This window comes from Martinezella lusitana, from assembly GCF_010668395.1.
Taxonomy (GTDB): Bacteria; Pseudomonadota; Alphaproteobacteria; order Rhizobiales; family Rhizobiaceae; genus Rhizobium; species Rhizobium lusitanum_A.
The window spans coordinates 54,439-79,387 of record NZ_WUEY01000001.1; the positions used below are offsets into that span (position 1 = coordinate 54,439).

Below are 24,949 nucleotides of genomic sequence, written 5' to 3' on the forward strand. Positions count from 1 at the left end.
CCGTGATGTGCACATCCGTCCAATCGAAAAGCTCGGATGTTCTCGTCATAGGCCCGGAAAACGCGCAAAAGGACTGAAATCATGGCACTCAGCGACGGAACGCCATCCGGCCATATCATCATTCTGAACGGTGCGCCGCGATCCGGAAAGAGCAGCATCGTCGAAGTGATTCAGGAGAGATTCGAAGGCGTGTGGGTCAATCTCGGCGTCGACGCCTATGTGCGACACATCATGCCTCCAAGCTATCGGCCGGGTATCGGTTTGCGACCTGGCGGCGAACGACCCGACCTCGAGCAACTGATTCCGCGCCTTTATGCCGCACTCTATGCCTCCATCGCCGCGCACAGCCGCATGGGGCTGAATGTCGTCGCCGAATTCGGCCACCACGACGCCCATTCGCGGCCGCTCGGCATTCTCGGCGATTGCGCCCGGCTGCTTGCGGATCTGCCGGCCTTGTTTGTCGGCGTACGCTGCCCGCTCGATATCGTGATGCAGCGGCGGCTGGCGGAAGGGCCGGAAAGACAGAGTGCCTATGTGGCGGTTGAGGCCGGCATGCCCATCCCCGCTCCGGTCGTCGCCTGGCAGGAGCATGTGCATCGACCCGGCATCTACGATCTGGAGGTCGATACATCGATCAGCAGCCCGGAGGCCTGTGCCGAGGAAATCCGGCAACGGCTCACTTGCCCCATATCTCATCCGACCGCGTTCGAGAGACTGGCATCCGGAAGCTGAGCGCCCAAAGTCATGACCTCCACCAAAGGTGGAGGTTTGAAACGCTGCGCTTGAACCACTAGAAGTGGTTTTGTTAGTGCTTAGTAGCTACGATTAAAGAGGTCGGCAAAGTCGGAAGCTTTGTCGGCCTTTTCTTGGTTCCGGATATATTGTCTGACGACCTGCTCATTATAGCCCGTCGTCGACACGAAATACCCACGTGCCCAAAAGTGATACCCTTTGTAGCGGCGCTTACGCGCGTACTTGTTGGCAATGTAAAGAGCCGTCTTGCCCTTCAAAAATCCAACTATATGCGCGACCGAGTATTTCGGCGGGATCGATATCAACATGTGGACATGATCGGGCATCAAATGACCCTCTTCGATCTGGCAGCCCTTTTGCTGAGCCAGACGACGTAAGAGTTCACCCAACTCTCGACGCACATCCCCGTAGAGTCTTTTCGTTCGGTATTTGCTGCCAAAAACAACGTGATATTTGCAGTCCCACGTCGCATGCGAGAGCGATTGCTCATCCATATAACCTCCTTGTTTGAAGTCTGGGCCACGCCAGCGGTTCAAGCAGGAGGTCTCTCAACTACCGTGTAAAACTCGTCCAGTCCTCCACCGTAGGTGGAGGTTTATTCTTGATATAACAAAAAGGCGGGCACCGAGCGCCCGCCTTTTGTCATCGAAAGATCGAGGCCGGTCAGCCGGCGGCGACCGGTGCGCCCCAGCTGCCCCAGATATAGATGCAGAAGAAGAGGAACAGCCAGACGACGTCGACGAAGTGCCAGTACCAGGCGGCCGCTTCGAAGCCGAAATGCTGTTTCGGCGTGAAATCTCCGCGGATGGCGCGCACCAGGCACACCAGCAGGAAGATGGTGCCGATCAAAACGTGGAAGCCATGGAAGCCGGTCGCCATGAAGAAGGTCGCACCGTAGATCGAGTTTCTGAACTCGAATGGCGCATGGGCATACTCATAGGCCTGGACGCAGGAGAACAGGGCGCCGAGAAGGACGGTGAGCGTCAGACCCTGGATCAGCCCCTTGCGGTCGCCATGCAGCAACGCATGGTGTGCCCAGGTAACCGTGGTGCCCGACAGCAGCAGGATGATGGTGTTGTAGATCGGCAGGTGCCAGGGATCGAGGACCTCGACGCCCTTCGGCGGGAACTGGCCGCCGAGGAAGGCCGTGCGCGAGGCCTGGATCGCCTCGTTCGGAAACAGGCTGACGTCGAAATAGGCCCAGAACCAGGCAACGAAGAACATCACCTCGGAGGCGATGAACATAATCATGCCGTAGCGCAGATGCAGCGAGACGACGCGGGTATGCGCGCCTTCATGCGCTTCCTTGATCGTATCGGCCCACCAGCCGTACATGACGTAGAGGATCAGGGCCAGACCGATGAAAAACAACCATGGCTGCGCCAGGTTCAGTCCGAACAGATGCAGCGTGCCACCATTCAGATAGCGCATGAAACCGACGCCGCCGAAGGTGATTACGAAGGCGCCAATGGCCGCGACGATCGGCCATGGGCTGGGATCGATAATGTGATAGTCGTGTTTCTTTTGATGCGCTTCGGCCATATCAGCAATCCCCGAATAACTTTTTCCCATACTGCTTCCGGTCAAACCGAAAAGCACTCTCCATCAAAGTTTCTTTTCCGCCGGCTGTGCTGTGCCTTCATTCGACGCCACGGGCTTTACGCCTTCCCGCGGGTAGTATGTATAGGACAGTGTCAGGGCGTTGATCGTCTTGGTTTCCACGGCCTTGGCGATCTCAGGATCGACGTAGAAAACCACCGACATCTCGCGCTTTTCCCCTGGCGCGAGATCCGTTTCGTTGAAGCAGAAGCACTGGACCTTGTTGAAATAGACCCCGGCTTCCAGCGGCGTGACGTTGAAGATCGCCTGGCCGCGTTCCGGCTTGTCGGACTTGTTCTCGATCTCGAACTTGACCTCGACCGTCTCGCCGATCTTCGGGCTTACAGTCTTCTGCAATGGCTTGAAATCCCATGGCAGGCCGGGCGCGACATTGGCGTCGAAGGAAACCTGGATCTGCCTGTCGAGGATAAGGTTGGACACCTGCTCGACGCGCTGCGTCGTGCCGTTATAGCCCGTCACCTGGCAGAACATGCGATAGAGCGGCACGGCAGCGGCGCACATGGCAGTCATGCCGATGACGAAGCTGAGGCACATGGCAACGACCAGCCCGTTGTTACGGCTGCCGTTCCTCGCGCTCTTTTTGACCTCCCCCTCCATCACGCCTCCTCAAACGTGTCCAGAACCGACCTTGATGATGGTGATCGCGTAGAACAGCACCACCAGACCGGCCAGTACCAGGCCGAGTGCAATATTCCGCCCTCGCCGTGATTTCTTCTGCGCTTCCGTCAGTTTGACGAGTTCGATCATAGCCAGCCTCCGGCGGCGCCCGACATCAGCACGGCAACGAGCCGGTCGATCAGCAGCGCGGAAAAGATCGCGAAGAGATAGAATATGGAAAAGCCGAAGAGCTTCTTTGCCGGCACCATCTTCACGTCGCCATCGGCCATACGCCAGACGGCGATGGAACAGTGTACGAAGATCGCGCCGAGAACTGCGGCAACGACGCCATAGCCGAAGCTTGCAAAGCCCATGAGAGCCGGAGCGACGCCGATGACGGCGGTCAGCACGGCATAGACGACGATCTGGTTCTTGGTCGCCGGTATCCCGGCGACATTCGGCAGCATCGGCACATCGACGGCTTCGTAGTCTCCCATCTTGAACAGGGCCAGCGCCCAGAAATGCGCCGGTGTCCACAGGAAGATGATGAGGAAGAGCACGATGCTCTCGATCGTCACGCTGCCGGTCACGCAAGCCCAACCGATCACGGGCGGAAAAGCGCCTGCAGCGCCGCCGATGACGATGTTCTGCGGCGTCGAACGCTTCAGCCACATCGTGTAGACGACGGCATAGAAGAAAATGGTGAAAGCGAGGATGCCGGCGGAAAGCCAGTTTATCGCCAGACCGAGGATCGTCACCGAGAAGCCCGACAGCACGAGGCCGAACGCCAGGGCTTCCGACGGGTTGATGCGCCCCGAGGGGATCGGCCGGCGCGCGGTGCGGCTCATCACGGCATCGATATCGGCATCATACCACATGTTCAAAGCGCCGGACGCGCCGGCACCCACGGCAATGCAGAGGATGGCGATGAAGCCGAGCACCGGATTGATGTGGCCGGGGGCCAGCACCAGGCCGGTGAAGGCGGTGAAGACGACCAGCGACATGACACGCGGCTTCAGAAGCTCGAAATAATCGCGCGCACTCGCTTCCGACAAGCCGGTTTCGCCTTGCTTCGCGAGCGCTTCGTGATTGTCGATGACCGTCATTCTTTCTTCCAATTATCAGTTGAGCCGGACGCCGCGTGTCACGGCGTCCGGAACCGGACTACTTGATGCGCGGCAGCTCTTCCCACTGATGATGGGGCGGCGGCGACGAAAGCTGCCACTCGAGCGTGGTCGCACCCTCGCCCCAGGGATTGTTGCCTGCAACGCGCTTCTTCACGAAAGCATCTATAACGCCCCAGAAGAAGAAGCAAACGCCCACGGCTGCGACATAGGAGCCGATGGAGGAAACGAAATTCCAGCCGGCATAGGCATCCGGATAGTCGATGTAGCGGCGCGGCATGCCCGCGCGGCCCAGGAAGTGCTGCGGGAAAAACACCATGTTCACGCCGATGAAGGTGATCCAGAAGTGCCAGTTTCCGATCCGCTCATTGTACATGTAGCCGGTCATCTTCGGGAACCAGTAGTACCAGGCGGCGAAGATGGCGAAGACGGCGCCGAGCGACAGCACGTAATGGAAGTGCGCGACCACAAAGTAGGTTGCGTGCAGTTCGCGGTCGAGGCCGGCATTGGCGAGCTGAACGCCGGTAACGCCGCCGAGCGTGAACAGGAAGATGAAGCCGAGCGCCCAGATCATCGGCGTGCGGAACTCGATGGAACCGCCCCACATCGTCGCGATCCACGAGAAAATCTTGACGCCCGTGGGGACGGCGATGACCATCGTCGCGAACACGAAGTAGCGCTGCGTGTCGAGCGACAGGCCGGTTACGTACATGTGGTGGGCCCAGACGACGAAGCCGACCGCACCGATCGCCACCATGGCATAGGCCATGCCGAGGTAGCCGAAGATCGGCTTGCGCGAGAAGGTCGAGATGATGTGGCTGATCATGCCGAAGCCGGGCAGGATCAGGATGTAGACTTCCGGATGCCCGAAGAACCAGAAGAGGTGCTGGTAGAGCAGCGGATCGCCACCGCCTTCCGGCGCGAAGAAGGTCGTGCCGAAGTTACGGTCGGTCAGCACCATGGTGATGGCGCCGGCGAGGACGGGCAGCGACAGAAGCAGCAGGAATGCGGTGATCAGAACCGACCAGGCAAACAGCGGCATCTTGTGCAGCGTCATGCCGGGAGCGCGCATGTTGAGGATGGTCGTGATGAAGTTGATCGCACCGAGGATCGAGGACGCACCCGCCAGATGGAGAGCGAAAATCACCAGGTCGATCGCCGGGCCCGGATGGCCGACCGTGCCCGACAAGGGCACATACATCGTCCAGCCGGCGCCCGCGCCATAAGCACCCGCCGGACCTTCGACGAACATCGAAAGGATGAGCAGCAGGAATGCCGGGACGAGAAGCCAGAAGGAGATGTTGTTGAGGCGCGGGAAAGCCATATCCGGCGCGCCGATCATGATCGGCACCATCCAGTTGGCAAAGCCGCCGATCATCGCCGGCATGACCATGAAGAAGATCATGATCAGCGCGTGGGCGGTGACGAAGACGTTGTACATCTGCTTGCCGCCATCGATGGCGGCGTCGCCGGAATAGCCGTAAACCATCGACGCCAAACCGCTGAAGATCTGAATGCCGGGTTCCTGCAATTCCATGCGGATGGCGACCGACAGAAGGAAGCCGATGACGCCCGCACAGATCGCAAAGATCAGGTAGAGCGTGCCGATGTCCTTGTGATTCGTCGAGAAAAGCCAACGGTCAGCGAAGCGTTGTTTGTGAGCGTGATGATCATCATGCGCATGAGCGTCGTGAAGATCGTGCGAGTGATCGTCGTGTGCCGTGGATCCAGCCATAGTTCCTACCCCTCTTACTTCGCCGTGTTTTCGGCGACCTTGACGGTCGTCGGTTGATCGACGGCGGCCATCAGAGCCTTGTTCGCCTTGTTCAGATCAGTCGCGGCAGCGGCAAGCCACTGCTTGTATTGATCGTCGGAGACGACACGGATGGCGATCGGCATGAAAGAGTGATCCTTGCCACAGAGCTCGGAACACTGTCCGTAAAACAAGCCTTCACGGTCGGCGTTGAACCAGGTTTCGTTCAGGCGACCCGGAATGGCGTCGATCCTGACGCCAAAGGAAGGCATGGCGAAGGAATGAATGACGTCGGTCGGCGCGGCCGTGACGAGAACGCGAACGTTCTTGCCGACGGGAACAACCATCTCGTTGTCGACGGCGAGAAGCCGCGGATACTTCGACTTGTCGTCCTTGCCGGCGGCGGTGCGGTCCTGATCCTTCAGCATGAAGGAATCGAAGGCGACCGGCGTTGCACCGCTACCCTCATATTCATAGTTCCACTGCCACTGCGTCGCCGTCGCCTTGACGGTGACGTCGATCTGCTGCGGGAACGTGAGCTGGTCGGTGAGAAGGTTGAAGGAGGGAATAGCCAGGAAAAGCAGAATGAGCACCGGACCGATGGTCCAGACGACCTCGATCAGCGTGTTGTGGCTCGTCTTCGACGGAACCGGGTTCCTGGAAGCCCGGAACTTGACAATGACCACCACCAGGAGGACGAGAACCAGCAGCGTGATCGGAATAATAAACCAAAGCGTGTATGCCTCAAACCAGCGGATTTGATGCATGTTGCCGGTCGCCGCCTCCTGCATACCGGTTTCCCAAGGTTTCGGCTGATCGGCGTAACTACCTGTCGCAAAAAGCAGACAGATCATAGCCGCCAGAGCCGCGTAAGCTCTTTTAATCACGATGTCTCTCCCTCCAGCGTTTGATCCCAGATCTTCCTCAAACGCAGTATCCCTACAATCCATTGCGCTTCAAACCACAGTTTGGGGTACTCCGCAACAACTCAAGAGATTTGTTAGTGCGGCATTTTTGCGCGAATATCCCCCACGCTCGTCCCGGACATGGCAAGCATTTCATCATCATACGAAAAATTGCATGATGGTCCATGGCGCCGCCGGGACAAAATGGAGTAGACGTCGTATTTCCGCCGTAGTCGGTTGGAATCCAGCACCCGGGGCTTTTCATTTGCCGGCCTGGGCTTCAACAATAGCGGCACTGATTCGAATCTAGAGGTTTCCATGGGTTTTCGTTCCCTCGCCCGGCTTTTGCTTGTTACCGTCAGCGTCGCTGCCGCAGTCGCGGCGCCCGCATGGGCGCAGCAGGCACAACAGACTCAGCCGCCGGCGCAGCAGACCCAGCAGTTGCAGCCCGAACAGCAGGGCCAGCCGCAGCCGCATACGCAGCAGGTTCCCACCAGCCAGGTTCCGCAGCCGCCGGGTACGGTGCGCTCCAGCCACGGCGCATGGTCCGTCGTCTGCGACAAGCCGGCCGGCGCTTCGACCGAGCAATGCGCGCTGATGCAAAACGTGATCGCCGAGGATCGCCCGGAAATCGGCCTTTCCGTCGTGGTGCTGAAGACGGCTGACCGCAAGTCGAAGATCCTGCGCGTGCTTGCGCCGCTCGGCGTGCTGCTGCCGAACGGGCTCGGCCTCAATATCGACGGCAAGGATATCGGCCGCGCCTATTTCGTGCGCTGCTTCTCCGACGGCTGCTACGCCGAGGTCGTGCTCGAGGACGAGTTGCTGAAGACACTGCGCAGCGGCGCCACCGCAACCTTCATCGTCTTCCAGTCGCCGGAAGAAGGCATCGGCATTCCGGTCGATCTGAAGGGCTTTGCCGAAGGCTACGACGCCCTTCCCTGACGGGATGGGCTTGCTCTTGCGCCGTGAGAATCCTACATCGGCTCTGAACGGAGCACCTGACTCATGAATACCGATCTCCTTACCCTTTTCGACGCCGACGAAGCCAAGCTGCGCGGCATCGTTGCCGAGGCGCTGTCGGGCGCCGACGACGGCGAGCTCTTCGTCGAGCATGTCCAGGCGGAATCGCTGACATTCGACAATGGCCGGATGAAGGGCGGCAGCTTCAACACCGAGCAGGGCTTCGGCCTGCGCGCCGTTGCCGGCGAAGCCGTGGGCTATGCCCATGCCGGCGATCTTTCCGAGGCGGCGCTGAAGCGCGCCGCCGACGCCGTGCGCGCGGTCACCTCGGGTCATGCCGGCTCCTACGCGGCAGCGCCGCAGCGCACCAACAAGGTGCTCTACGGCGACGAGAACCCGATCGGCACGCCAAGCTTCGAGGAGAAGGCCAAGCTCCTGCAGCAGATCGACAGCTATCTGCGCGACAAGGACGACAAGGTACGCCAGGTGACGGCATCCATCGCCGCGAGCTGGCAGGTCGTCGACATCCTGCGCGCCGATGGGCATCGGGTCCGCGATATCCGCCCGATGACACGCATCAACATCTCGGTGATCGTCGGCGACGGCGACCGGCAGGAGGCAGGCTCCTTCGGCACCGGCGGACGCATCGGTTTCGGCGACTTCGTCACTCAGGACAACTGGCATCGCGGCGCCGACGAGGCCTTGCGGCAGGCGCTCGTCAATCTCGAGGCGATCGAAGCGCCGGCCGGCACGATGGACATCGTGCTTGGCTCCGGCTGGCCGGGCGTCATGCTGCACGAGGCCGTCGGGCACGGGCTGGAAGGCGATTTCAACCGCAAGAAGACCTCGGCCTTCGCAGGCCTGATGGGCCAGATGGTCGCCGCGCCGGGCGTTACCGTCGTCGACGACGGCACGATCGAAAACCGCCGCGGCTCGATCACGGTGGACGACGAAGGCACGCCTTCGGCCTATAACGTGCTGATCGAGAACGGCAAGCTGGTCGGCTACATGCAGGACCGGCAGAATGCGCGCCTGATGGGCATGAAGGCAACCGGCAACGGCCGCCGGCAGGGCTATGCCCATACGCCGATGCCGCGCATGACCAACACCTACATGCTCGGCGGCGACAAGACGCCGGAAGAAATCATCGCCTCGGTGAAGAAGGGCATCTATGCCGTCTCCTTCGGCGGCGGCCAGGTGGATATTACCTCCGGCAAGTTCGTCTTCGGCTGCACGGAGGCCTATCTCGTCGAGAACGGCAAGATCGGCGCTCCGATCAAGGGCGCCATGCTGATCGGCAACGGGCCGGACGCCATGAGACGCGTCACGATGGTCGGCAACGACACGAAGCTCGATACCGGCATCGGCAACTGCGGCAAGGCGGGTCAATGGGTTCCCGTCGGCGTCGGCCAGCCGCATCTGCGCATGGACCAGATCACCGTGGGCGGCACCAAGGCTTAAGCTACCCCTGCCCTTACTCTTCGTGCGGGCGAAAACGCCACTTGCGCTCGACGGCTGCATTGAGATCGAGGCCGTTGCGATGCGCGAATAGAAGAATATGGCCGAGCACATCGGCCGTTTCATCGGCGAGCGCCGTCGCAAGCTCTGATTCGCTCATGCCCTTGCGGCGGCCGCGACCGGTGATCCTGTTCCAGATCTGGATCAATTCGCCCATCTCCTCCTGCAATTTCAGGACGAACCAATCGTCATCGCGTTCAAGGCCGTTGTCGGCGGCATAGGTCGCGGAAGCCGCCTCGAACTGCGTCATCAGATCTTTCAGCATCGGTATCGTTCCCCTTATGTTCCGGGCATTGATGAACGATTCCGACAAAAAAGTCGAGCCGGCGGAGTTTTGCCCCGCCTGCTCGTCAAAATCCAGTTCGCGATATGCTTAGCCTTTGTTGGGCAGCAGCATGCAATCGAAATCCTTGCGCTTCAGAGCGGAGCAGGCGGAACTCGCATCGTCGCGGCTTGCAAAGCCGATGAAGCGGGCACGATAGACGGTGTTGCCACCCTTGCCGACGGCTTCGGTATAGGGCGAAGCGTTGGCGAGCGCGTTGCCGGCGCGGGACTTCGCTTCGGAGAGCAGATCCTTGGCGGCCTGGGCCGTCGGCGTTGCGGCGATCTGCACCTGCCAGCCACCGCCGGCTGCCGGCTTGTTGGAAACGAGAATTTCGTCCATCGCTGCGGGGCGATCCATCGGCACGGTGACGTTCGAGGCGGCGGCAAATGCCATCGGCACGGCCTCGGCGCGCTTGTTGGTCGTCGTCGCGGTGGTCTGCGTGTCGACATCGACGGCAACATCATCGGAGGCGGAGGCCACTTCGACCTGCCGTGCAGCCTTGCCGCCACTGACGCTTGCAACAAGCCGCGATGCCGAAACGGAGGTCGCCTTCGGAATGTAGCGATCCAGCAGCGATGCCATCAAGGCATCGCGGCCGCGGGCCGTGGCGCCGCCCATGACGACGCCGATCACCCGACGGTTGCCCTGGCGCACGGCGCTGACCAGGTTGAAGCCGGAGGCGTTGGTATAGCCGGTCTTGATGCCGTCCATGCCTTCATAGCGATACATCAGGTTGTTGTGGCCGCGAACGCGATGACCACGATAGCTGAAGCTCGCCTGCGAGAAGAGCCGGTATTCCTGGGGATAATTGTTGATGAGGGCAACGGCGAGCGTCGACATGTCGCGTGCCGTCGTCACCTGCTGCATGTTGGGAAGGCCCGAAGCATTCACGAAGACGGTGCGGCGCATGCCGATCTCGCGCGCCTTCTGCGTCATCAGCCGGGCAAAGCCGCTTTCGCTCCCGCCCAGCGTTTCCGCCATGGCGGCGGCGGCATCGTTGGCGGACTTGATAATCATGCCGTCGACGGCTTCGCGGACCGTCACCGTGCTGCCGGGTCTCAGACCGAGCTTGGTCGGGGGCTTGGCCGCCGCCGCGCTCGATACCGGTATCCGGCTGTTCCAGCTCAGCTTGCCGCGATGGATCGCCTCGAAGGTCAGATACAAGGTCATCATCTTGGTCAAGGATGCCGGATGGTTGAGGTCATCCGCATTGCTTGAGGCGAGCACCTTACCGGTCTTCGCATCCATGATGAAATAGGCGCTGCCAGCAAAGCTCGCCACAGGAGCGCTCAATAGCAAGACGGCCGCAGACAGAGCCATCAAAAGTCGTTTCATAATTGTCCCCAACCGAAAGAATGCCAACACACCGCATCAATCCATGTATGATTTTGCGACAAAAAACCTGATATCGGTGCGATATTGAGGCAACAGCCTCGATAGTTCTTTAATTTTGCTATTGCTGGTAAAATAATTGTTAACGTATTGGAAATTATGGCAAAGATTCAGTAAGGTTTAACGGAGGGTGGGCTAAAGCGTTGGCATTGGTCAACCAGGTCGCTCCGCATGGAACAGGGCATCAAGGTCCGCCTCAAGCGCACGATGATTTCCAGCGGGCTGGAGGCTGCCGCAATTCTAAAGGGTGCCGGCCTGATGCGCGGTGTCGCCGGCCTTGGCGCCATCTTCACGCTCCATCATGTCCGCCCCGCCCTGCCCCGCCGTTTTGCGCCCAATGCGCATCTGGAGGTTTCGCCCGGTTTTCTCGATCGCGCGATCGCCCGCCTGAAGCAGGATGGCTACGAGTTCATCGCCCTCGACGCTCTTCCCTCGCGGGCAGCCACTGCCGCGGGCAAGCCGCCTTTCGTCGCCTTCACGCTCGATGACGGCAACCGGGACAATCTCGACCATGCCCTGCCGGTCTTCGCACGCCACAATGCGCCCTTCACGGTCTTCGTCGCCCAGGGGCTTTCGGAACGGACCCATAGTCTATGGTGGGAAACGCTGGCCGAACTGCTCGGCCGGCTGGATCGGCTGACATTCGACTTCGGCTCTGGCGAGGAATTCGTGCCGCTTGGCAAGGACAGTCAGAAACATGCCGCATTTGCCCGCTTCGCCGCTTTCGTTCACGGAAACGAAGAAAGCGAAGCCGTCGGACGGATCGACGAGCTTGCCAGGCATCATGGCCTGGACCCGCTCGACATCGTACGGGCGTCCATCATGGATCGGAATGAATTAAGGCAACTTATCGATCATCCGCTCGCTTCGCTCGGCGCGCATACGGTGAGCCACCGGGCGCTGGCGAGGCTGACGGAGGCGGAGGCGGAGGCGGAGATGGCGCTTTCGGCCGATTATGTGACCGACATCGCCGGAAAACGGCCGGTTGCAATCGCCTATCCCTACGGCACGCCGGAAGCAGTCTCGCAGCGCGAGGGCAGGCTTGCCGCGGAACTCGGCTTTTCCGTCGGCGTCACGACACGCCCCGGCACTATAATGGCGACGAACGGCGCGGCTGCGATGCTCCTGCCGCGACTATCGCTGAACGGCCATTACCAGAAGGCGCGCTATGCGTCGGCGCTCGCCTCCGGCATCCCCATGCGGCTGATGGGGCGCCGGGAAACGGCATAGGGTCACGGATACATCCGCACCTTCTGCCAGGCACCTTCCGGGACATCACGACGAAATTCGATTCGGTCATGCAGGCGAAACTGGCGGTCATGCCAGAATTCGATCGAGAGCGGCCGGATGCGGAAGCCGGACCAGTAGGACGGACGCGGGATCTCGCCGATGGCATAGCGGGCCGTGTATTCGGCGACGGCCTTTTCCAGCGCGAACCGGCCCTCCAGAGGGCGGGATTGCTTCGAGGCCCAGGCGCCGATGCGGCTGCCCCGCGCCCTGGTCTTGAAATATTCGTCGGCCTCGTTGTCGGTCACCACTTCAACCAGGCCGCGCAGGCGCACCTGGCGACGCAGCGATTTCCAGTGGAAACACATGGCCGCTTTCTTTTGGGAAAGAATTTCTTGGCCTTTCTGGCTTTCGAAATTCGTATAGAATACGAATCCGTCACTATCGAAGCCTTTTAGAAGAACCATGCGGACATTTGGCAAACCATCCTTATCCACCGTTGCCAGTGCAACCGCATTCGGATCGTTCGGCTCCGTGCTCTCCGCCTCGCGCAGCCAGGCCGCAAAAAGGGTGAAAGGCTCGTTCTGCTCGGTGAAGTCACCGCTTGTTAACTCGTTTTCCGACATATTAGTTTAAATACTCCGCAATTCCTAATAACCGCCGGCCCCTCTGGCTGGCCGCAATGTTCGGGTGGAAGTCATAGCAAAGTCGACCGTTGATACAAAGCGCAAGCTTGCAAAAGGCGTGACGATGGCTGTCGCCCTGGTCTCCCTTTTCACACTTGGCGGCTGCGTCGGCGGCGGCATGGACTATCTGAGCTCCGCCAAGGTGGATCGCAGCGTATCGACCGGCACGGTGCCGACAGCCCCCGTGACGACCGACAGCATTTCCGATGAGACGACCGTACGCAATGCGGTCACTTCCGCGGATCTGCTAAAGCTCAACGGTCAGTCCATTCCGTGGGCCAACGCCTCGACCGGCAGCGCCGGCGTCATCGACACGATCGTCGAAAGCAACGCTTCTGGCGTGGTCTGCCGACAGTTCCGCACGAGCCGCCACTCCTATCAGGGCATTGCCAATTTCTCCGGCAGGACCTGCCTCGTCGGCCAGGGTGAGTGGCAGCTGCTCAGTTTCCAGCAGGCCGGCTGAACCTCCTCGTCCTCCGCTCCTTCCCGCATCCAAGATAATTCGAGCCGATGAGCGCATGTGCAAATGCGCTACGGAAGCATTTGCCAGCTCCCGGCCTGCCTCGTTAGCGATCGGCTAACCATGCCGCCAAATGGGGATGGCTTGCCCCTGCCCGGCGTAACGCCTGATTAGCAACTCTTCCCGCAGGATCGGTTCATTCGCGCATCGCCGTGCCTCCCAGACAGGAAGCAAGGTGGCGAAGCGCGACCAACGGGGTTCTTTGCTTGGAGTGCCGCTATGGGGCTGGGCACATCCATGAACGATGGCGGGAAAGATGCGCGATCCGTACAAGGTGTTGGGCGTTAAGAAGGATGCAGGGGCGGACGAAATCAAGTCCGCCTGGCGCAACCTGGCAAAAACCGCCCATCCGGACCACAATCTTGGCGATCCAACGGCGACGGAGCGTTTCGCCGAAATCGGCCATGCCTACGAGACGCTGAAGGATCCGAAGAAGCGCAGCCGTTACGATCAGATCGCGCGCATGGCCGAGGCCAAGGGCCAGAGCCAGGAGCAGACGATCATGCAGCAGCGGCAGGCCGCGCGCGAGGCGGCCGAGCGCGCCAAGGCCGCACGCGCCAACGCCGACAAGATCATGGAAGAGCTTGCCCAGGCCAATGCGCGCAAGGCCGCTGCATCCGCCGCGGCCGGCCGGTCCGCCCAGCAGACCGCCGCCGGCGAATCCCCCGAGGACATGGTCGAGCGCATTTTTGGAGTGAAGGCCGGCCGCGCGCAGCAGGAGCAAGCCACGGCGGAGACCGGCGCACAGCAGGCGGAGAAGCCGCAGGACGCCAACTCGGCCGCCACCGAAGAAGCCTCTGCGGAAGAAGAGTTGCTGGCGACGGGAACCTCTTCAGCCGGCTCACGGTCCGCATTCGGTATTCTGAGCTCGCTCGTACGCCGCATCACCGGCGGCAGCGTTCCGGAGAAGCCGCCGGAAAAGACGCCAGAGGTCGCGGCGGAAGCCACGGTGACGCTCGACGACATGCTGAAGAGCCGATGGATCACCGTTCCGCTGTCCGACGGCCGCGAGGCGCGCTTCCAGGCGACGACGGACATCTCGAACGGCCAGGTGCTTCACCTGAAAGGCCAGGGATTGAAGCTTCAGGGCATGTTGCGCGGCGACGTCGCCATTACCATCCATCTGTCTACCGACGGACGCTTCACGCTCGACGGCAGTGACGTGCGCACGATACTGCCCGTCACCATCGAAAATGCCGTGCTCGGCTGCGAAACCATGGTCGACGGGTTGAACGGGCCGGTCAAGCTGACGGTGCCCGCCTGGTCCGGTTCGGATCAGACCGTTCGCATTCCCGGCGAAGGATTGCCCGACGGCAACGGCGGAAAAGGCGATCTCATCGTCGAATTGCGGCTCATGCTGTGGGAAAAACCGGACGATAAGGTTACGGATCTCATGCGCAGCATGCGCGAAGGGCTTTTCCTGTGAAATTTTAGTGACAACAGCACCCTTTGTTACGATCCCTAACAGTTGATGATCTTTACGATGCTTGAACAGGGGGACGGGCTATGCCATAGGCAGGGTCATTCGAAAGTTCAAGGGAGCAGAATATGGCTCAATCCACTGGCCTCATGGCAGGCAAGCGCGGCGTCATCCTCGGCGTAGCAAACAACCGTTCGATAGCGTGGGGTATTGCCAAGGCCTGTTCGGATGCCGGAGCCGAAATCGCATTGACGTGGCAGGGCGATGCCCTGAAGAAGCGCGTCGAGCCGCTCGCCCAGGAACTGGGCGCCTTCATGGCAGGCCATTGCGACGTGACCGAGCCGGCAACGATCGATGCGGTCATCGACACGCTGGAAGCCAAATGGGGCAAGATCGATTTCGTCGTGCACGCCATCGCCTTCTCCGACAAGGACGAGCTGACCGGCCGTTACCTCGATACCAGCCGCGACAACTTCACGAAGACGATGGACATCTCCGTCTATTCGTTCACGGCGGTTGCACAGCGCGCCGAGCGAATCATGAATGACGGCGGCTCGATGATCACCCTCACCTATTACGGTGCGGAGAAGGTCATGCCGCATTACAACGTCATGGGTGTGGCAAAGGCTGCTCTGGAAGCAAGCGTGCGCTATCTCGCAGTCGATCTCGGCGGCCGCGGCATTCGCGTCAACGCGATCTCGGCAGGCCCGATCAAGACGCTCGCGGCTTCCGGCATCGGCGACTTCCGCTACATCCTGAAGTGGAACGAGTACAACGCACCGCTGAAGCGGACCGTCACGATCGACGAGGTCGGCAATTCCGCCCTCTATCTGCTGTCCGACCTGTCGACGGCTGTCACCGGCGAAGTCCATCACGTCGATTCCGGCTACCATACGGTCGGCATGAAGGCCGTGGACGCGCCCGACATTTCCGTCGCGAAGGACTGACCAACAGGAAATCTGACCGTGTCGCCCATCCTCTATGTGATACGTCACGGTCAGACCGACTGGAATGCCGAGCGGCGCCTGCAGGGGCAGAAGGATATCGATCTCAACGCCATCGGCCGCGAACAGGCGCGGCAGAACGGCATCGATCTCGCCGAAATCCTCGCCTTCGAAAACCGGCCCTTCGATTTCGTCGCCAGCCCGTTGCGGCGCACGCGCGAAACCATGGAAATCGCAAGACAGGCCATGGGCGTGCCGCCCAGGGACTATCGCACCGACGACCGGCTGGTCGAAGTATCGTTCGGCGCCTGGGAAGGCTTTACCCTCAAGGAACTGAAAGCGACGCAGCCCGACCGGCTCGCGGAACGCAAGGCCAACAAGTGGGATTTCATTCCGCCCGGCGATGACGCGGAAAGCTATGAAATCCTCTCCTGGCGTGTCGGCTCCTGGCTGGCATCCGTCGACCGCCCGACCGTCTGCGTCACGCATGGCGGCGTCATCCGCACGCTATTCCGTCTGATCGGCGATGTCGAAAAGGAAGAAGCGGCCGAAATTCCTATCCATCAGGACCAGATCCTGAAGGTCGATCCGCAAATGAAGATTATCGGCTGGATGTAGAGCCATTCCCGACTGAACGTCGGCGGTGCGGCTTGGGAAACTGCGGGATAGCGATCGCGTCCGAAGCGCCGCGTTCGCTTGGGCCGCCAGTTGCCTGGCGGCACAGAAATCTACTGGACGATATCGAGATCGTTGACGACGCGCTTGCCATCGACTTCCGTGTAGAAGACGACGACCTTCACACCAGCCTGCAGGCCGTTGAAATCGAAATCCTCCGGCACCTGATAATTCTTGCCGTCGTCCAGCGTGATGCTGAAATTCTTCGTATCGACCTTCTTGATCGTGGCCTCGACATCTGCGCTTTCGGCAAAGCCTGCGACGGGAGCAAGAAGGCTTGCCGTGGCTAAAAGCGTCGCTACAAAAAAGCGCATGGTCGTCACCCCTTAACGTCAATTCGACTGTGATTTCTTATGAGCCCTAGAGAACACTGCGAATATGGCGGAAATTGCCCGCAATGGTGGCTTTGCTCGCCCAATTGGTGAATGCATCGTCACAATCCACAGAACGGATTAATCTTTGTTTACCATATCGATGATGCAACGGAAGATGGCTGCGCCAGCCGTTTCCGCGCTGTTGGAAAGAAAGATTTTGTCTTGCCGGCATTTTGGCCTATGAGTGTGCCGCAATTGCAAGAGACAAGACGCTGTCTGCCTGTCAGGCTGCACCAAACCGGTCGTTTTTCATGTCGCACAATACTTTCGGTCACCTCTTCCGCGTCACCACCTGGGGCGAAAGCCACGGTCCGGCGCTCGGCTGCGTCGTCGACGGCTGCCCTCCGGGCCTCCGCTTCAAGCTCGAGGATATCCAGGTCTGGCTCGACAAGCGCAAACCGGGGCAATCACGCTTCGTCACGCAGCGCCGCGAGGACGATCTCGTCAAGGTGCTGTCGGGCGTGATGCTGGACGAGGACGGCGAGACGATGATCTCGACCGGCACGCCGATCTCGATGCTGATCGAGAACACCGACCAGCGCTCGAAGGACTACGGCGAAATCGCGCGGCGCTACCGCCCCGGCCATGCCGACTATACCTATGACGTCAAATACGGCATCCGCGACTATCGCGGCGGCGGGCGCTCGTCGGCCCGGGAGACGGCCGCACGCGTGGCCGCCGGCGGCATCGCCCGCCTCGTCGTGCCCGGCGTGACGATCCGCGGCGCACTGGTGCAGATCGGCAAGCACAAGATCAACCGCGCCAACTGGGACTGGGCGCAGGTGGACCAGAACCCGTTCTTCGCCCCCGATCCGGACATCGTGCCGGTATGGGAGGAATATCTCGACGGCATCCGCAAGGCCGGCTCCTCGATCGGCGCCGTGGTCGAAGTCGTGGCCGAAGGCGTGCCGGCGGGCCTTGGCGCCCCGATCTACGGCAAGCTCGATCAGGATATCGCCTCGCTGCTGATGTCGATCAACGCCGTCAAGGGCGTCGAAATCGGCGAAGGCTTCGCCTCCGCCGAGCTGACCGGCGAGGAGAATGCCGATGCGATGCGCATGGGCAACGACGGCAAGCGCATCTTCCTGTCCAATCATGCCGGCGGCATCCTGGGCGGCATTTCCACGGGCGAACCCGTCGTCGCCCGCTTTGCCATCAAGCCGACCTCCTCGATCCTGACGGAGCGCCAGTCGATCGATGCCGACGGCAACAATGTCGATGTGCGCACCAAGGGCCGCCACGATCCATGCGTCGGCATCCGCGCGGTGCCGATCGGCGAGGCGATGGTTGCCTGCGCCGTCGCCGACCATTATCTGAGGGATCGCGGCCAGACGGGCCGGCAGAGATAGGAAATTCGAGATGCCTTACGACCAGAAGCGTGTTGTCGATGCCATCCGGGCCTTCGAGGCCGGCGAGATCGTCGTCGTCATGGACGATAACGACCGCGAAAACGAAGGCGACCTGATCGTCGCCGCGGTTCATTGCACGGCGGAAAAGATGGCATTCATCGTTCGCCACACCTCCGGCATCGTCTGCACGCCGATGCCGCGCGAGGAAGCCAAGCGGCTGAACCTCAATGCCATGGTGGCGGAGAATGACTCCGCGCACACCACCGCCTTCACCGTTTCCGTCGATTTCAAGCACGGCACCACGACGGGCATTTCCGCCGACGACCGGACGCTGACGGTGCGCAACCTTGCCAATCCGAATGTCGGCCCCACGGATTTCGTCCGCCCCGGCCATATTTTCCCGCTGGTTGCGCGCGAAGGCGGCGTGCTCATGCGCTCGGGCCATACGGAAGCAGCCGTCGATCTCTGCAAGCTCGCCGGCCTGCCGCCGATCGGCGTCATCTGCGAACTCGTCAATGACGACGGCACGGTCACGCGTGGCCAGCAGGTCGTCGGTTTCGCCGAGCAACACGGACTGAAGCTCGTCTCCGTCGCCGATCTCATCGCCTATCGCCAGCGCAAGGAAACGCTGATCGAACTCGGCACGAGCTTCGACATCGAGACGCCGTTCGGCAAGGCGCGCGCCCATACCTATTCCCTGCCCTGGGACCCGATGCAGCATCTTGCCGTCGTCTTCGGAGACATCCGCGACGGTATCGATATTCCGGTACGCCTGCACCCCGAAAGCGTCGCCGAGGATATTTTCGGCAAACGCCGGCCTGTCGATTTCTATATGAACAAGATCGCCGAAGAGGGACGAGGCATCATCGTCTATCTGCGCGAAGGCTCCGTCGGCGTCGGTCATTTCGACAACGGCCGCAAGTCGCGCCAGACCGGCCGCGAGGCACATGCCGAAGCCCAGACGCGAGACAGCGAATGGCTCGAAATCGGCTTGGGCGCACAGATCCTGAAGGATCTCGGCGTCAGCTCGATCAAGCTGCTCACCAGCCGCGAGCGGCACTATGTCGGCCTGGAAGGTTTTGGCATCAAGATCGCAGAGACGGAAATCTGCTAGTCGGTCTGATGACCGGCTCCCATCCGTTGCGAACAATCGTCATCGCAACGGATTCCCGGCGGCCATGAATTCGGCGGATCAAGACTCGATGGTATCGCGGGACAAGAACTCGCGATCCAGCAGGCCCATCATGATGTCGTCGTGCCAGCTACCGTTGACGTAAGCCGTCTCCCGCTCCCTGCCTTCGACGACAAAGCCGCATTTTTCATAGGCGCGGATGGCACGCTTGTTGTAGGCGAGCACGCGTATTCCGATGCGGTGCAGTCCCATCTCGCCGAAGGCATGGTGCAGCAGAACGGTGATCGCTTCGGTGCCGAAGCCTTTGCCCAGCAAGGCCGGATTGTTGATGCCGATCGCCATCGTCGCGCGCCTGTCCTGGCGATTGACGTTGTCCAATCTGATTTCGCCGGCGAAGGCGCCATTGATTTCGATGACCCAGGCATGGGGATGATCGGCGAGCCATTGCAGCCATCTGGCGGCGCCTTCCCGGGTGACGGGTTTCAAGTCGCCCCTGCTCACACCGAACATCTCCCCTATCTCGGCGCTGTTGCCGAGAGCGACACGCACATCGGCATCGTCGGTGCGCGGCGGCCGGAGCCTGACATTGCGGCCCTCAAGAATCGGTGACGACAACGAAACCTCCCGTTTCAGACCTGCTCCCATCTAGCCTGGCACACTGGATGAATATTTCGCAGCGCTATGCGCCGCGCCAGCCCTCAAGAAAAACGACCCTTTCGACTCCGGTAAAGCGGGCGACGCGCTCCAGCTCGGCTTCCAGCTTCTCCAGCCGGCCGGCCGATGCCCTGACGCCCGGCTCGAGCCACAGGCGTTTGACGTCCAGCGTGCCCGCCTTGCGGTCGGCCTTCATGTCGATCCGGCCGATCAGCCGGTCGCCTTCCAGCAGCGGAAAAACATAGTAGCCGTATTCACGCTTGGGTTCCGGCACGAAAATCTCGATGCGATAGAAGAAGCCGAACAGCCGTTCCGTGCGATTGCGATCCCGCAAAGTCGGATCGAAGGGGCTGAGGACGCGGATCCGCGCCGGCGCTTCGGCATGATCGTCGAGCGTGTCATGAAAATCGAGGAAGGCGTAGGAAGGGCGCGGCTTGCCGCTATCGGCAGGCTCGATCAACACATCGGTCAGCTCGTCCCGATGCGTCTCGACCCATGTCCTGGCCTCTTGAGGCGTTATCAGATCCCAGAAGGCGGCGATTTCGCCCGACGTGGCGAAGCCGAGACGCTGCAACGCACTGCGGCAAGCCCAGTCGACGAATTCGTCGTGCTCGACTTCCGGCTCATGGAAATGGCTCGGCAGAACGCGCTCGACCAGGTCATAGACCTTCTGGAAATTGGTACGACCGGCGATGGCGAACTTGCCGGTGCGCCAGAAGTATTCGAGCGCCGTCTTGTTCGGATGCCAGTTCCACCAGCCGCCGGAGACGTGATCTTCCGCCTTGACCTCGCGGGCGGTGATGGCGCCATTCTTCAGCACCCGCTCGTAGGTCTCGTCGAAGACGGCCTCGAACCCCTCCCCCCGCCATTTGCGCCAGCGCTCGATGATCGCCACTTCCTCGCGGCGGAAGCGATGTTTCCAGTAGACGAAGAAGGCGCTCGGCAGGATGGAGGCATCATGCGTCCAGTTCTCGAACAGCGCGCCATCCTTTTCCAAAAGCTCGGTCAGATGCTCGCGCCGATAGGTCTGGTTGCGCGAAAACAGGATCTGGTGATGGGCGCGCTCGACGGTGGCGATGCTGTCCACCTGCACGAAGCCGATGTCGTGGATGAGCTGCAGCAGACCCGCCTTGCTCAAGGCGCGGTTCGGTGGATTGGCAAGCCCCTGCTTGGCAAGGAACACGCGGCGGGCATCACGATTCGACAGCAGATTCGTCATTGCGGGATCATAGGCATAAATTCCCATGCATTCAAAGAGGTCTTGATTTGATAAATCGAGGCTATGCGCTATAGCTCCGCGACACCACCACCGAACAGGGAAGCCGCTTGGATATCCGCTTTGACAATGCCGGCGTCGATTACGGCACGCGCACCGCGCTGTTTCCGCTGAACCTGACGCTTCAGGAGCGCCGCATCGGGATAGTCGGGCTCAACGGTTCCGGCAAGACCACCTTTGCGCGGCTGATCAACGGGCTCGTCAAGCCGACGTGCGGGCGTGTCACAGTCAACGGTCTCGATACGGTCGGCGATGCCGGCAAGGTGCTCGGCAAGGTCGGCTATATCTTCCAGTCGCCACAGAACCAGATCATCCTGCCCATCGTGCGCGACGATATCGCCTTCGGGCTGAAGGCACGGGGATACGACAAGACGCAGGTCGATGCGGCCGTCGAGGGCATCCTTGCGCGATTCGGCGCCGGCCACCTGGCAGGGCGGCGCGCGCATGAGCTTTCCGGCGGGGAACTGCAGATGGCGGCCCTCTGCTCGGTGCTGGTCACCGGCCCGGATATTCTCATTCTGGACGAACCGACGAACCAGCTCGATCTCAAGAATCGGGCGCTCGTGCAGAAAACCATCGCCGGGCTGCCGGAAAGCGCCATCGTCATCAGCCACGACCTGCCGCTGCTCGAGGATTTCGAGCGGGTGCTGCTGTTCGATCAGGGCCGGCTCGTCGCCGATGCGCCGGCGGCGGAAGCGATCGCACGCTACAGGGAGTTGGCGGGCTGATGCAGACGCTGCATGTCGACGTCGATACCTGGCTGCACCGGCTCTCGCCGCGCGCAAAGCTGCTGACACTTGCCGCATGTGGCGTTCTGCTCTTCTTGACGCAGTCGGTCGCGCTGCTTGCCTGCGCAAATCTTCTCGGTGCCGGCCTCTATTTCCGCACCGGACTGGCGATCGGAGATGCGCTGAGACGGCTGAGGCCGATTCTGATCTCGATTGCCGTCCTTTCGGTTTTCGCGGCGCTCGTCGGCCCGTTCCACGCCGCAATCGTCACGGCGCTGCGTCTGACGGCGCTCGCGCTGTTTGCCGCGACGGTGACGGCGACGACGTCGATGGCCGCCTTCATCGACGAGATCACGGCCCTTGCCATGCCGCTCGAAAAAATCGGCCTGCTCAGGGCCGCCGATATCGGGCTTGCGATCGGCCTCGTGATCCGTTTCGTGCCCGAAATTCTCGATCGTTACCGCGCGATTCGCGAAGCGCATCAGGCTAGGGGCATCAAGATACGCCTGGCGACCACGCTTGCGCCGCTCATCATCCTGACGCTGCGCGACGCCGACAATATTGCGGCGGCAATTGACGCGCGTGGAATTCGGCGGCAATGAACACAGGTCTTTTTCGGAAGGAGCCGCCATGAACACCCGCGATCTCGTCCTCTCGGCGCTTTTTGCCGCCATCATCGTGGCGCTCGGCCTGCTGCCACCGATCCCGATCGGCATCATTCCGGTTCCGATCACCGCACAATCGCTTGGCGTCATGCTCGCCGGTGTCGTGCTCGGCGCCAAGCGCGGCACGATCGCGGTGCTGCTGGTGGTCGTTCTCGTGACCATCGGCCTGCCGGTCCTGTCGGGCGGCCGAGGCGGCCTCGCGGTGTTCGTCGGCCCGACGGCCGGCTTCTTCGTCGGCTGGATTTTTGCAGCCTTCGTCACCGGCTATATCTCGGAACAGCTGGTGAAGCCGGAACAGAGCGGCCTCGTTCAAGGCGTCGGCTTCTTCATCGCCGCGGTCATCGGCGGCGTGGTCGTGCTCTACGCATTCGGCATCGCCTGGCTGGCCGCCAATATCGGCTTCAGCAAGGCGTTTCTCGGGTCGCTGGGCTTCGTGCCGGGTGACGTCGTCAAGGCCGTGGTCGCAGCGCTCGTCGGCCGCGCCGTCATGGCCGGCTACCCGCTGCTGCCACAGCGGAGCTGAACATCTCACACAAAATCGCGGTGGTTCGCAGCCGCGATGCCGGCCTTACAGCCGCTCAAGCGAGATATTTGTAGAGCCAGTCGCGCGTGTCTTCGGGAAGCGGCACCGGATCCTGCTCATCGCCACGCACGGCAAGCCAGAGGATCTCCACCTCCGCGGCCAGTTCGTTGCCGGTCTCGACCATCACCATGAAGCCGATCGACTTGCCGCCGATCTTGTTGACACTGATGGAGAAGCGGGCAAGGTCATCAAAGCGCAAGGCGCGATGCAGCGAGCACGAGGCCTTCTTGGCGATATAGATGGGCTCGTCGTCGACCAGCGGCCGCGTGCGCCAGAAATTCGAAAGCGCCGTTTCCGCCTGGGAGATGTAGGAGGCGATGAACATCTGGCCGTGCCGGTCGACATCGCGCGGCGGCACCCTTACCTCGATGACATCGGATCTTTCTACTCTCGCCATCACGCAATAACCCTGACCGACGCCATACTGACCTTAATGAAAGCTTAACACCGCACCTCGATAAGTAAACGGGCGCCCTCTCAAAGTGGTTAAGATGGGTTGTTGACATTGTAGTGACATTGTCCATGTCCTCTAATAGGCGTCAGACCTCATTTATAGATTGGCCCCATGAGCACACGTCTTTACGAACACCCGATCTTTCTCGAGCACATCGTTCCGCCGGGCCACCCGGAGCGACCCGACCGGCTGCGGTCGCTGAACATCGCGCTGGAGCATCCGAATTTCGAGCGGCTGGACCGGCGAAAGGCCCCTCCCGCCCATGAGGATGCGATCCTGCTTGCGCATCCCGAAGAGCATCTGGAGTTCGTGCTGCGCTCGATGCCGGACAAGGGCGACGAGGGCGAGATCAACCAGCTCGAGGCGGACACCTATGCCAGCCCGAAGACGCTGCAGGCGATCATGCACGGCGTCGGCGGCGCGATGGCGGCGGTCGACGATGTCTTTACGGGGGCAGCCGACAACGTCTTCGTCGCGGCCCGTCCGCCCGGCCATCACGCCGAGAAGACCAAGGCCATGGGTTTCTGCTTCTTCAACAATGCGGCGATCGCCGCACGCCACGCGCAGAAGGTCCACGGCGCCGAACGCGTCGCCATCGTCGATTGGGACGTGCACCACGGCAACGGCACGCAGGACATTTTCTGGGACGATCCGTCCGTTCTCTTCTGTTCGACCCATCAGATGCCGCTCTATCCCGGCACCGGCAAGAAGGACGAGCGCGGTGCGCACAACACCATCGTCAATGCGCCGCTTTCCCCCAATACCGGCGGCGATCATTTCCGCGAGGCCTTCAAGTCGCGCGTGCTGCCGGCGCTCCACGACTTCAGCCCGGATCTCATCATCATCTCGGCCGGGTTCGACGCCCATCACCGCGATCCGCTCGCGCAGCTGAACCTGACCGGCGAGGATTTCGACTGGGCGACGGGACGGCTGCTCGAAGTCGCCGACCGCAGTGCCAAGAACCGGGTCGTCAGCCTGCTCGAAGGCGGCTATGATCTGGAAGGTCTCGCCGAGTCGGCGGGGATGCATATTCTACGCATGATGAGAGGTTGACGATGAGTGAGAGCGCCAAGGCGGATGTATCGGGCTATTCCTTCGAGAAGGCCGTGGCGGAGCTTGAAAGCATCGTTGCCCGGCTCGAACGGGGCGACGTGGCGCTGGATGAATCCATCACCATCTACGAGCGCGGCGAAGCACTGAAGAAGCATTGCGAGACGCTGCTTTCCGCGGCGGAAAACCGCATCGAGAAGATCAGGCTCGACCGCGCCGGCAAGCCGCAAGGTACCGAACCGCTTGATGGCGCCTGAGGCCGACG

Annotated in this window: 29 protein-coding genes; 15 read left to right on the forward strand and 14 right to left on the reverse strand. The window is 61.2% G+C overall.

Going from position 1 to position 24,949, the window contains the following annotated elements; all coding sequences use genetic code 11:
* Positions 1–81 precede the first annotated feature (81 nt).
* The gene (locus GR212_RS00305) at positions 82–732 is read left to right on the forward strand and encodes a chloramphenicol phosphotransferase CPT family protein (RefSeq protein ID WP_163984473.1); all 651 of its coding nucleotides are present in this window, start codon (positions 82–84) and stop codon (positions 730–732) included.
* Between the two features lie 80 nt (positions 733–812).
* Here the strand turns inward: GR212_RS00305 and tnpA are convergent, their stop codons facing one another.
* The 7 genes from tnpA to coxB all read right to left on the reverse strand — a co-directional run bounded on the left by tnpA (position 813) and on the right by coxB (position 6,734).
* Positions 813–1,247 carry an IS200/IS605 family transposase gene (gene tnpA, locus GR212_RS00310; RefSeq protein ID WP_113356627.1) on the reverse strand — a complete coding sequence of 145 codons (435 nt, stop codon included), beginning with the start codon at positions 1,245–1,247 and terminating at the stop codon, positions 813–815.
* Positions 1,248–1,416: 169 nt separating this feature from the next.
* Positions 1,417–2,295, reverse strand: a complete 879-nt coding sequence (locus GR212_RS00315) for a cytochrome c oxidase subunit 3 (RefSeq protein ID WP_163984474.1) — start codon at positions 2,293–2,295, stop codon at positions 1,417–1,419.
* A 63-nt stretch (positions 2,296–2,358) separates the two neighbouring features.
* The gene (locus tag GR212_RS00320; protein WP_163984475.1) at positions 2,359–2,970 is read right to left on the reverse strand and encodes a cytochrome c oxidase assembly protein; all 612 of its coding nucleotides are present in this window, start codon (positions 2,968–2,970) and stop codon (positions 2,359–2,361) included.
* A gap of 9 nt (positions 2,971–2,979) precedes the next feature.
* Positions 2,980–3,120: a hypothetical protein gene (locus GR212_RS36760; RefSeq protein ID WP_015339051.1), complete on the reverse strand. Its 141-nt coding sequence runs from the start codon at positions 3,118–3,120 to the stop codon at positions 2,980–2,982.
* Positions 3,117–4,076, reverse strand: coding sequence for a heme o synthase (locus GR212_RS00325; protein WP_163984476.1), 960 nt, complete (start codon positions 4,074–4,076; stop codon positions 3,117–3,119). Before GR212_RS00325 ends, GR212_RS36760 begins: the two co-directional genes overlap by 4 nt.
* Before the next feature lie 58 nt (positions 4,077–4,134).
* Positions 4,135–5,829 (reverse strand): cytochrome c oxidase subunit I, encoded by a 1,695-nt coding sequence (gene ctaD / locus GR212_RS00330; protein WP_163984477.1) that lies wholly within the window; start codon positions 5,827–5,829, stop codon positions 4,135–4,137.
* Positions 5,830–5,843: 14 nt separating this feature from the next.
* Complete coding sequence (gene coxB, locus GR212_RS00335) at positions 5,844–6,734, reverse strand: cytochrome c oxidase subunit II (RefSeq protein ID WP_163984478.1); 891 nt, start codon at positions 6,732–6,734, stop codon at positions 5,844–5,846.
* Between the two features lie 336 nt (positions 6,735–7,070).
* Between coxB and GR212_RS00340 the strand changes: the two genes are divergently transcribed.
* Together GR212_RS00340 and tldD are read left to right on the forward strand one after the other, a co-directional pair.
* Entirely contained in the window at positions 7,071–7,694 is a 624-nt protein-coding gene (locus GR212_RS00340; RefSeq protein WP_163984479.1) for an invasion associated locus B family protein, read from the forward strand.
* Between the two features lie 63 nt (positions 7,695–7,757).
* Entirely contained in the window at positions 7,758–9,173 is a 1,416-nt protein-coding gene (gene tldD / locus GR212_RS00345; protein WP_163984480.1) for a metalloprotease TldD, read from the forward strand.
* Positions 9,174–9,186: 13 nt separating this feature from the next.
* Here tldD and GR212_RS00350 read toward each other — a convergent pair whose 3' ends face one another.
* Positions 9,187–9,495 (reverse strand): pyrophosphatase, encoded by a 309-nt coding sequence (locus GR212_RS00350; protein WP_163984481.1) that lies wholly within the window; start codon positions 9,493–9,495, stop codon positions 9,187–9,189.
* 108 nt (positions 9,496–9,603) lie between these two features.
* Positions 9,604–10,890 carry a D-alanyl-D-alanine carboxypeptidase family protein gene (locus tag GR212_RS00355; protein ID WP_163984482.1) on the reverse strand — a complete coding sequence of 429 codons (1,287 nt, stop codon included), beginning with the start codon at positions 10,888–10,890 and terminating at the stop codon, positions 9,604–9,606.
* A 228-nt stretch (positions 10,891–11,118) separates the two neighbouring features.
* Between GR212_RS00355 and GR212_RS00360 the strand changes: the two genes are divergently transcribed.
* Positions 11,119–12,177, forward strand: a complete 1,059-nt coding sequence (locus GR212_RS00360; RefSeq protein WP_163984483.1) for a polysaccharide deacetylase family protein — start codon at positions 11,119–11,121, stop codon at positions 12,175–12,177.
* Between the two features lie 2 nt (positions 12,178–12,179).
* Here the strand turns inward: GR212_RS00360 and pdxH are convergent, their stop codons facing one another.
* On the reverse strand, positions 12,180–12,800 hold the full coding sequence (gene pdxH / locus GR212_RS00365) for a pyridoxamine 5'-phosphate oxidase (RefSeq protein WP_163984484.1): 621 nt from the start codon (positions 12,798–12,800) through the stop codon (positions 12,180–12,182).
* 64 nt (positions 12,801–12,864) lie between these two features.
* Here pdxH and GR212_RS00370 point away from each other — a divergent pair, with 64 nt between their 5' ends.
* From GR212_RS00370 to GR212_RS00385, 4 genes are all read left to right on the forward strand, one after another.
* Positions 12,865–13,323, forward strand: a complete 459-nt coding sequence (locus GR212_RS00370) for an RT0821/Lpp0805 family surface protein (protein ID WP_163984485.1) — start codon at positions 12,865–12,867, stop codon at positions 13,321–13,323.
* Positions 13,324–13,636: 313 nt separating this feature from the next.
* The gene (locus tag GR212_RS00375; RefSeq protein ID WP_163984486.1) at positions 13,637–14,806 is read left to right on the forward strand and encodes a DnaJ domain-containing protein; all 1,170 of its coding nucleotides are present in this window, start codon (positions 13,637–13,639) and stop codon (positions 14,804–14,806) included.
* 122 nt (positions 14,807–14,928) lie between these two features.
* Positions 14,929–15,747 carry an enoyl-ACP reductase FabI gene (gene fabI / locus GR212_RS00380; RefSeq protein WP_163984487.1) on the forward strand — a complete coding sequence of 273 codons (819 nt, stop codon included), beginning with the start codon at positions 14,929–14,931 and terminating at the stop codon, positions 15,745–15,747.
* An 18-nt stretch (positions 15,748–15,765) separates the two neighbouring features.
* Positions 15,766–16,362, forward strand: coding sequence for a histidine phosphatase family protein (locus GR212_RS00385; protein ID WP_163984488.1), 597 nt, complete (start codon positions 15,766–15,768; stop codon positions 16,360–16,362).
* Between the two features lie 110 nt (positions 16,363–16,472).
* On the opposite strand, the gene GR212_RS00390 is transcribed toward GR212_RS00385, so the two are convergent.
* The gene (locus GR212_RS00390) at positions 16,473–16,733 is read right to left on the reverse strand and encodes a DUF1344 domain-containing protein (protein ID WP_004110020.1); all 261 of its coding nucleotides are present in this window, start codon (positions 16,731–16,733) and stop codon (positions 16,473–16,475) included.
* A 311-nt stretch (positions 16,734–17,044) separates the two neighbouring features.
* Between GR212_RS00390 and aroC the strand changes: the two genes are divergently transcribed.
* Positions 17,045–18,142 (forward strand): chorismate synthase, encoded by a 1,098-nt coding sequence (gene aroC / locus GR212_RS00395; protein WP_163984489.1) that lies wholly within the window; start codon positions 17,045–17,047, stop codon positions 18,140–18,142.
* A gap of 10 nt (positions 18,143–18,152) precedes the next feature.
* On the forward strand, positions 18,153–19,256 hold the full coding sequence (ribB, locus tag GR212_RS00400) for a 3,4-dihydroxy-2-butanone-4-phosphate synthase (protein WP_163984490.1): 1,104 nt from the start codon (positions 18,153–18,155) through the stop codon (positions 19,254–19,256).
* Positions 19,257–19,334: 78 nt separating this feature from the next.
* Here the strand turns inward: ribB and GR212_RS00405 are convergent, their stop codons facing one another.
* A complete protein-coding gene (locus tag GR212_RS00405) occupies positions 19,335–19,919 on the reverse strand; it encodes a GNAT family N-acetyltransferase (protein ID WP_163984491.1) in 585 nt (194 codons plus the stop codon).
* Positions 19,920–19,953: 34 nt separating this feature from the next.
* Positions 19,954–21,147, reverse strand: a complete 1,194-nt coding sequence (locus GR212_RS00410; RefSeq protein WP_163984492.1) for a winged helix-turn-helix domain-containing protein — start codon at positions 21,145–21,147, stop codon at positions 19,954–19,956.
* 107 nt (positions 21,148–21,254) lie between these two features.
* Between GR212_RS00410 and GR212_RS00415 the strand changes: the two genes are divergently transcribed.
* From GR212_RS00415 to GR212_RS00425, 3 genes are read left to right on the forward strand one after another with little or no spacing between them, the layout of a single operon-like run.
* Complete coding sequence (locus GR212_RS00415) at positions 21,255–21,932, forward strand: energy-coupling factor ABC transporter ATP-binding protein (protein ID WP_163984493.1); 678 nt, start codon at positions 21,255–21,257, stop codon at positions 21,930–21,932.
* Entirely contained in the window at positions 21,932–22,534 is a 603-nt protein-coding gene (locus GR212_RS00420) for an energy-coupling factor transporter transmembrane component T family protein (RefSeq protein ID WP_163984494.1), read from the forward strand. Before GR212_RS00415 ends, GR212_RS00420 begins: the two co-directional genes overlap by 1 nt.
* A gap of 28 nt (positions 22,535–22,562) precedes the next feature.
* On the forward strand, positions 22,563–23,120 hold the full coding sequence (locus GR212_RS00425) for a biotin transporter BioY (protein WP_163984495.1): 558 nt from the start codon (positions 22,563–22,565) through the stop codon (positions 23,118–23,120).
* Positions 23,121–23,175: 55 nt separating this feature from the next.
* On the opposite strand, the gene GR212_RS00430 is transcribed toward GR212_RS00425, so the two are convergent.
* Positions 23,176–23,577, reverse strand: a complete 402-nt coding sequence (locus tag GR212_RS00430) for an acyl-CoA thioesterase (RefSeq protein ID WP_163984496.1) — start codon at positions 23,575–23,577, stop codon at positions 23,176–23,178.
* 168 nt (positions 23,578–23,745) lie between these two features.
* Between GR212_RS00430 and GR212_RS00435 the strand changes: the two genes are divergently transcribed.
* Both GR212_RS00435 and GR212_RS00440 read left to right on the forward strand, forming a co-directional pair.
* A complete protein-coding gene (locus tag GR212_RS00435) occupies positions 23,746–24,687 on the forward strand; it encodes a histone deacetylase family protein (RefSeq protein WP_163984497.1) in 942 nt (313 codons plus the stop codon).
* Positions 24,688–24,689: 2 nt separating this feature from the next.
* On the forward strand, positions 24,690–24,941 hold the full coding sequence (locus GR212_RS00440) for an exodeoxyribonuclease VII small subunit (RefSeq protein WP_163984498.1): 252 nt from the start codon (positions 24,690–24,692) through the stop codon (positions 24,939–24,941).
* The last annotated feature ends 8 nt before the right edge of the window (positions 24,942–24,949 follow it).

Coding starts and splice junctions, on each gene's coding strand:
- GR212_RS00305 (WP_163984473.1), top strand. CDS start 82: ATGGCACTCAGCGACGGAACGCCATCCGGCCATATCATCATTCTGAAC.
- tnpA (WP_113356627.1), bottom strand. CDS start 1,247: ATGGATGAGCAATCGCTCTCGCATGCGACGTGGGACTGCAAATATCAC.
- GR212_RS00315 (WP_163984474.1), bottom strand. CDS start 2,295: ATGGCCGAAGCGCATCAAAAGAAACACGACTATCACATTATCGATCCC.
- GR212_RS00320 (WP_163984475.1), bottom strand. CDS start 2,970: ATGGAGGGGGAGGTCAAAAAGAGCGCGAGGAACGGCAGCCGTAACAAC.
- GR212_RS36760 (WP_015339051.1), bottom strand. CDS start 3,120: ATGATCGAACTCGTCAAACTGACGGAAGCGCAGAAGAAATCACGGCGA.
- GR212_RS00325 (WP_163984476.1), bottom strand. CDS start 4,076: ATGACGGTCATCGACAATCACGAAGCGCTCGCGAAGCAAGGCGAAACC.
- ctaD (WP_163984477.1), bottom strand. CDS start 5,829: ATGGCTGGATCCACGGCACACGACGATCACTCGCACGATCTTCACGAC.
- GR212_RS00340 (WP_163984479.1), top strand. CDS start 7,071: ATGGGTTTTCGTTCCCTCGCCCGGCTTTTGCTTGTTACCGTCAGCGTC.
- tldD (WP_163984480.1), top strand. CDS start 7,758: ATGAATACCGATCTCCTTACCCTTTTCGACGCCGACGAAGCCAAGCTG.
- GR212_RS00350 (WP_163984481.1), bottom strand. CDS start 9,495: ATGCTGAAAGATCTGATGACGCAGTTCGAGGCGGCTTCCGCGACCTAT.
- GR212_RS00355 (WP_163984482.1), bottom strand. CDS start 10,890: ATGAAACGACTTTTGATGGCTCTGTCTGCGGCCGTCTTGCTATTGAGC.
- GR212_RS00360 (WP_163984483.1), top strand. CDS start 11,119: ATGGAACAGGGCATCAAGGTCCGCCTCAAGCGCACGATGATTTCCAGC.
- pdxH (WP_163984484.1), bottom strand. CDS start 12,800: ATGTCGGAAAACGAGTTAACAAGCGGTGACTTCACCGAGCAGAACGAG.
- GR212_RS00375 (WP_163984486.1), top strand. CDS start 13,637: ATGCGCGATCCGTACAAGGTGTTGGGCGTTAAGAAGGATGCAGGGGCG.
- fabI (WP_163984487.1), top strand. CDS start 14,929: ATGGCTCAATCCACTGGCCTCATGGCAGGCAAGCGCGGCGTCATCCTC.
- GR212_RS00390 (WP_004110020.1), bottom strand. CDS start 16,733: ATGCGCTTTTTTGTAGCGACGCTTTTAGCCACGGCAAGCCTTCTTGCT.
- aroC (WP_163984489.1), top strand. CDS start 17,045: ATGTCGCACAATACTTTCGGTCACCTCTTCCGCGTCACCACCTGGGGC.
- ribB (WP_163984490.1), top strand. CDS start 18,153: ATGCCTTACGACCAGAAGCGTGTTGTCGATGCCATCCGGGCCTTCGAG.
- GR212_RS00405 (WP_163984491.1), bottom strand. CDS start 19,919: ATGGGAGCAGGTCTGAAACGGGAGGTTTCGTTGTCGTCACCGATTCTT.
- GR212_RS00410 (WP_163984492.1), bottom strand. CDS start 21,147: ATGACGAATCTGCTGTCGAATCGTGATGCCCGCCGCGTGTTCCTTGCC.
- GR212_RS00420 (WP_163984494.1), top strand. CDS start 21,932: ATGCAGACGCTGCATGTCGACGTCGATACCTGGCTGCACCGGCTCTCG.
- GR212_RS00425 (WP_163984495.1), top strand. CDS start 22,563: ATGAACACCCGCGATCTCGTCCTCTCGGCGCTTTTTGCCGCCATCATC.
- GR212_RS00430 (WP_163984496.1), bottom strand. CDS start 23,577: ATGGCGAGAGTAGAAAGATCCGATGTCATCGAGGTAAGGGTGCCGCCG.
- GR212_RS00435 (WP_163984497.1), top strand. CDS start 23,746: ATGAGCACACGTCTTTACGAACACCCGATCTTTCTCGAGCACATCGTT.
- GR212_RS00440 (WP_163984498.1), top strand. CDS start 24,690: ATGAGTGAGAGCGCCAAGGCGGATGTATCGGGCTATTCCTTCGAGAAG.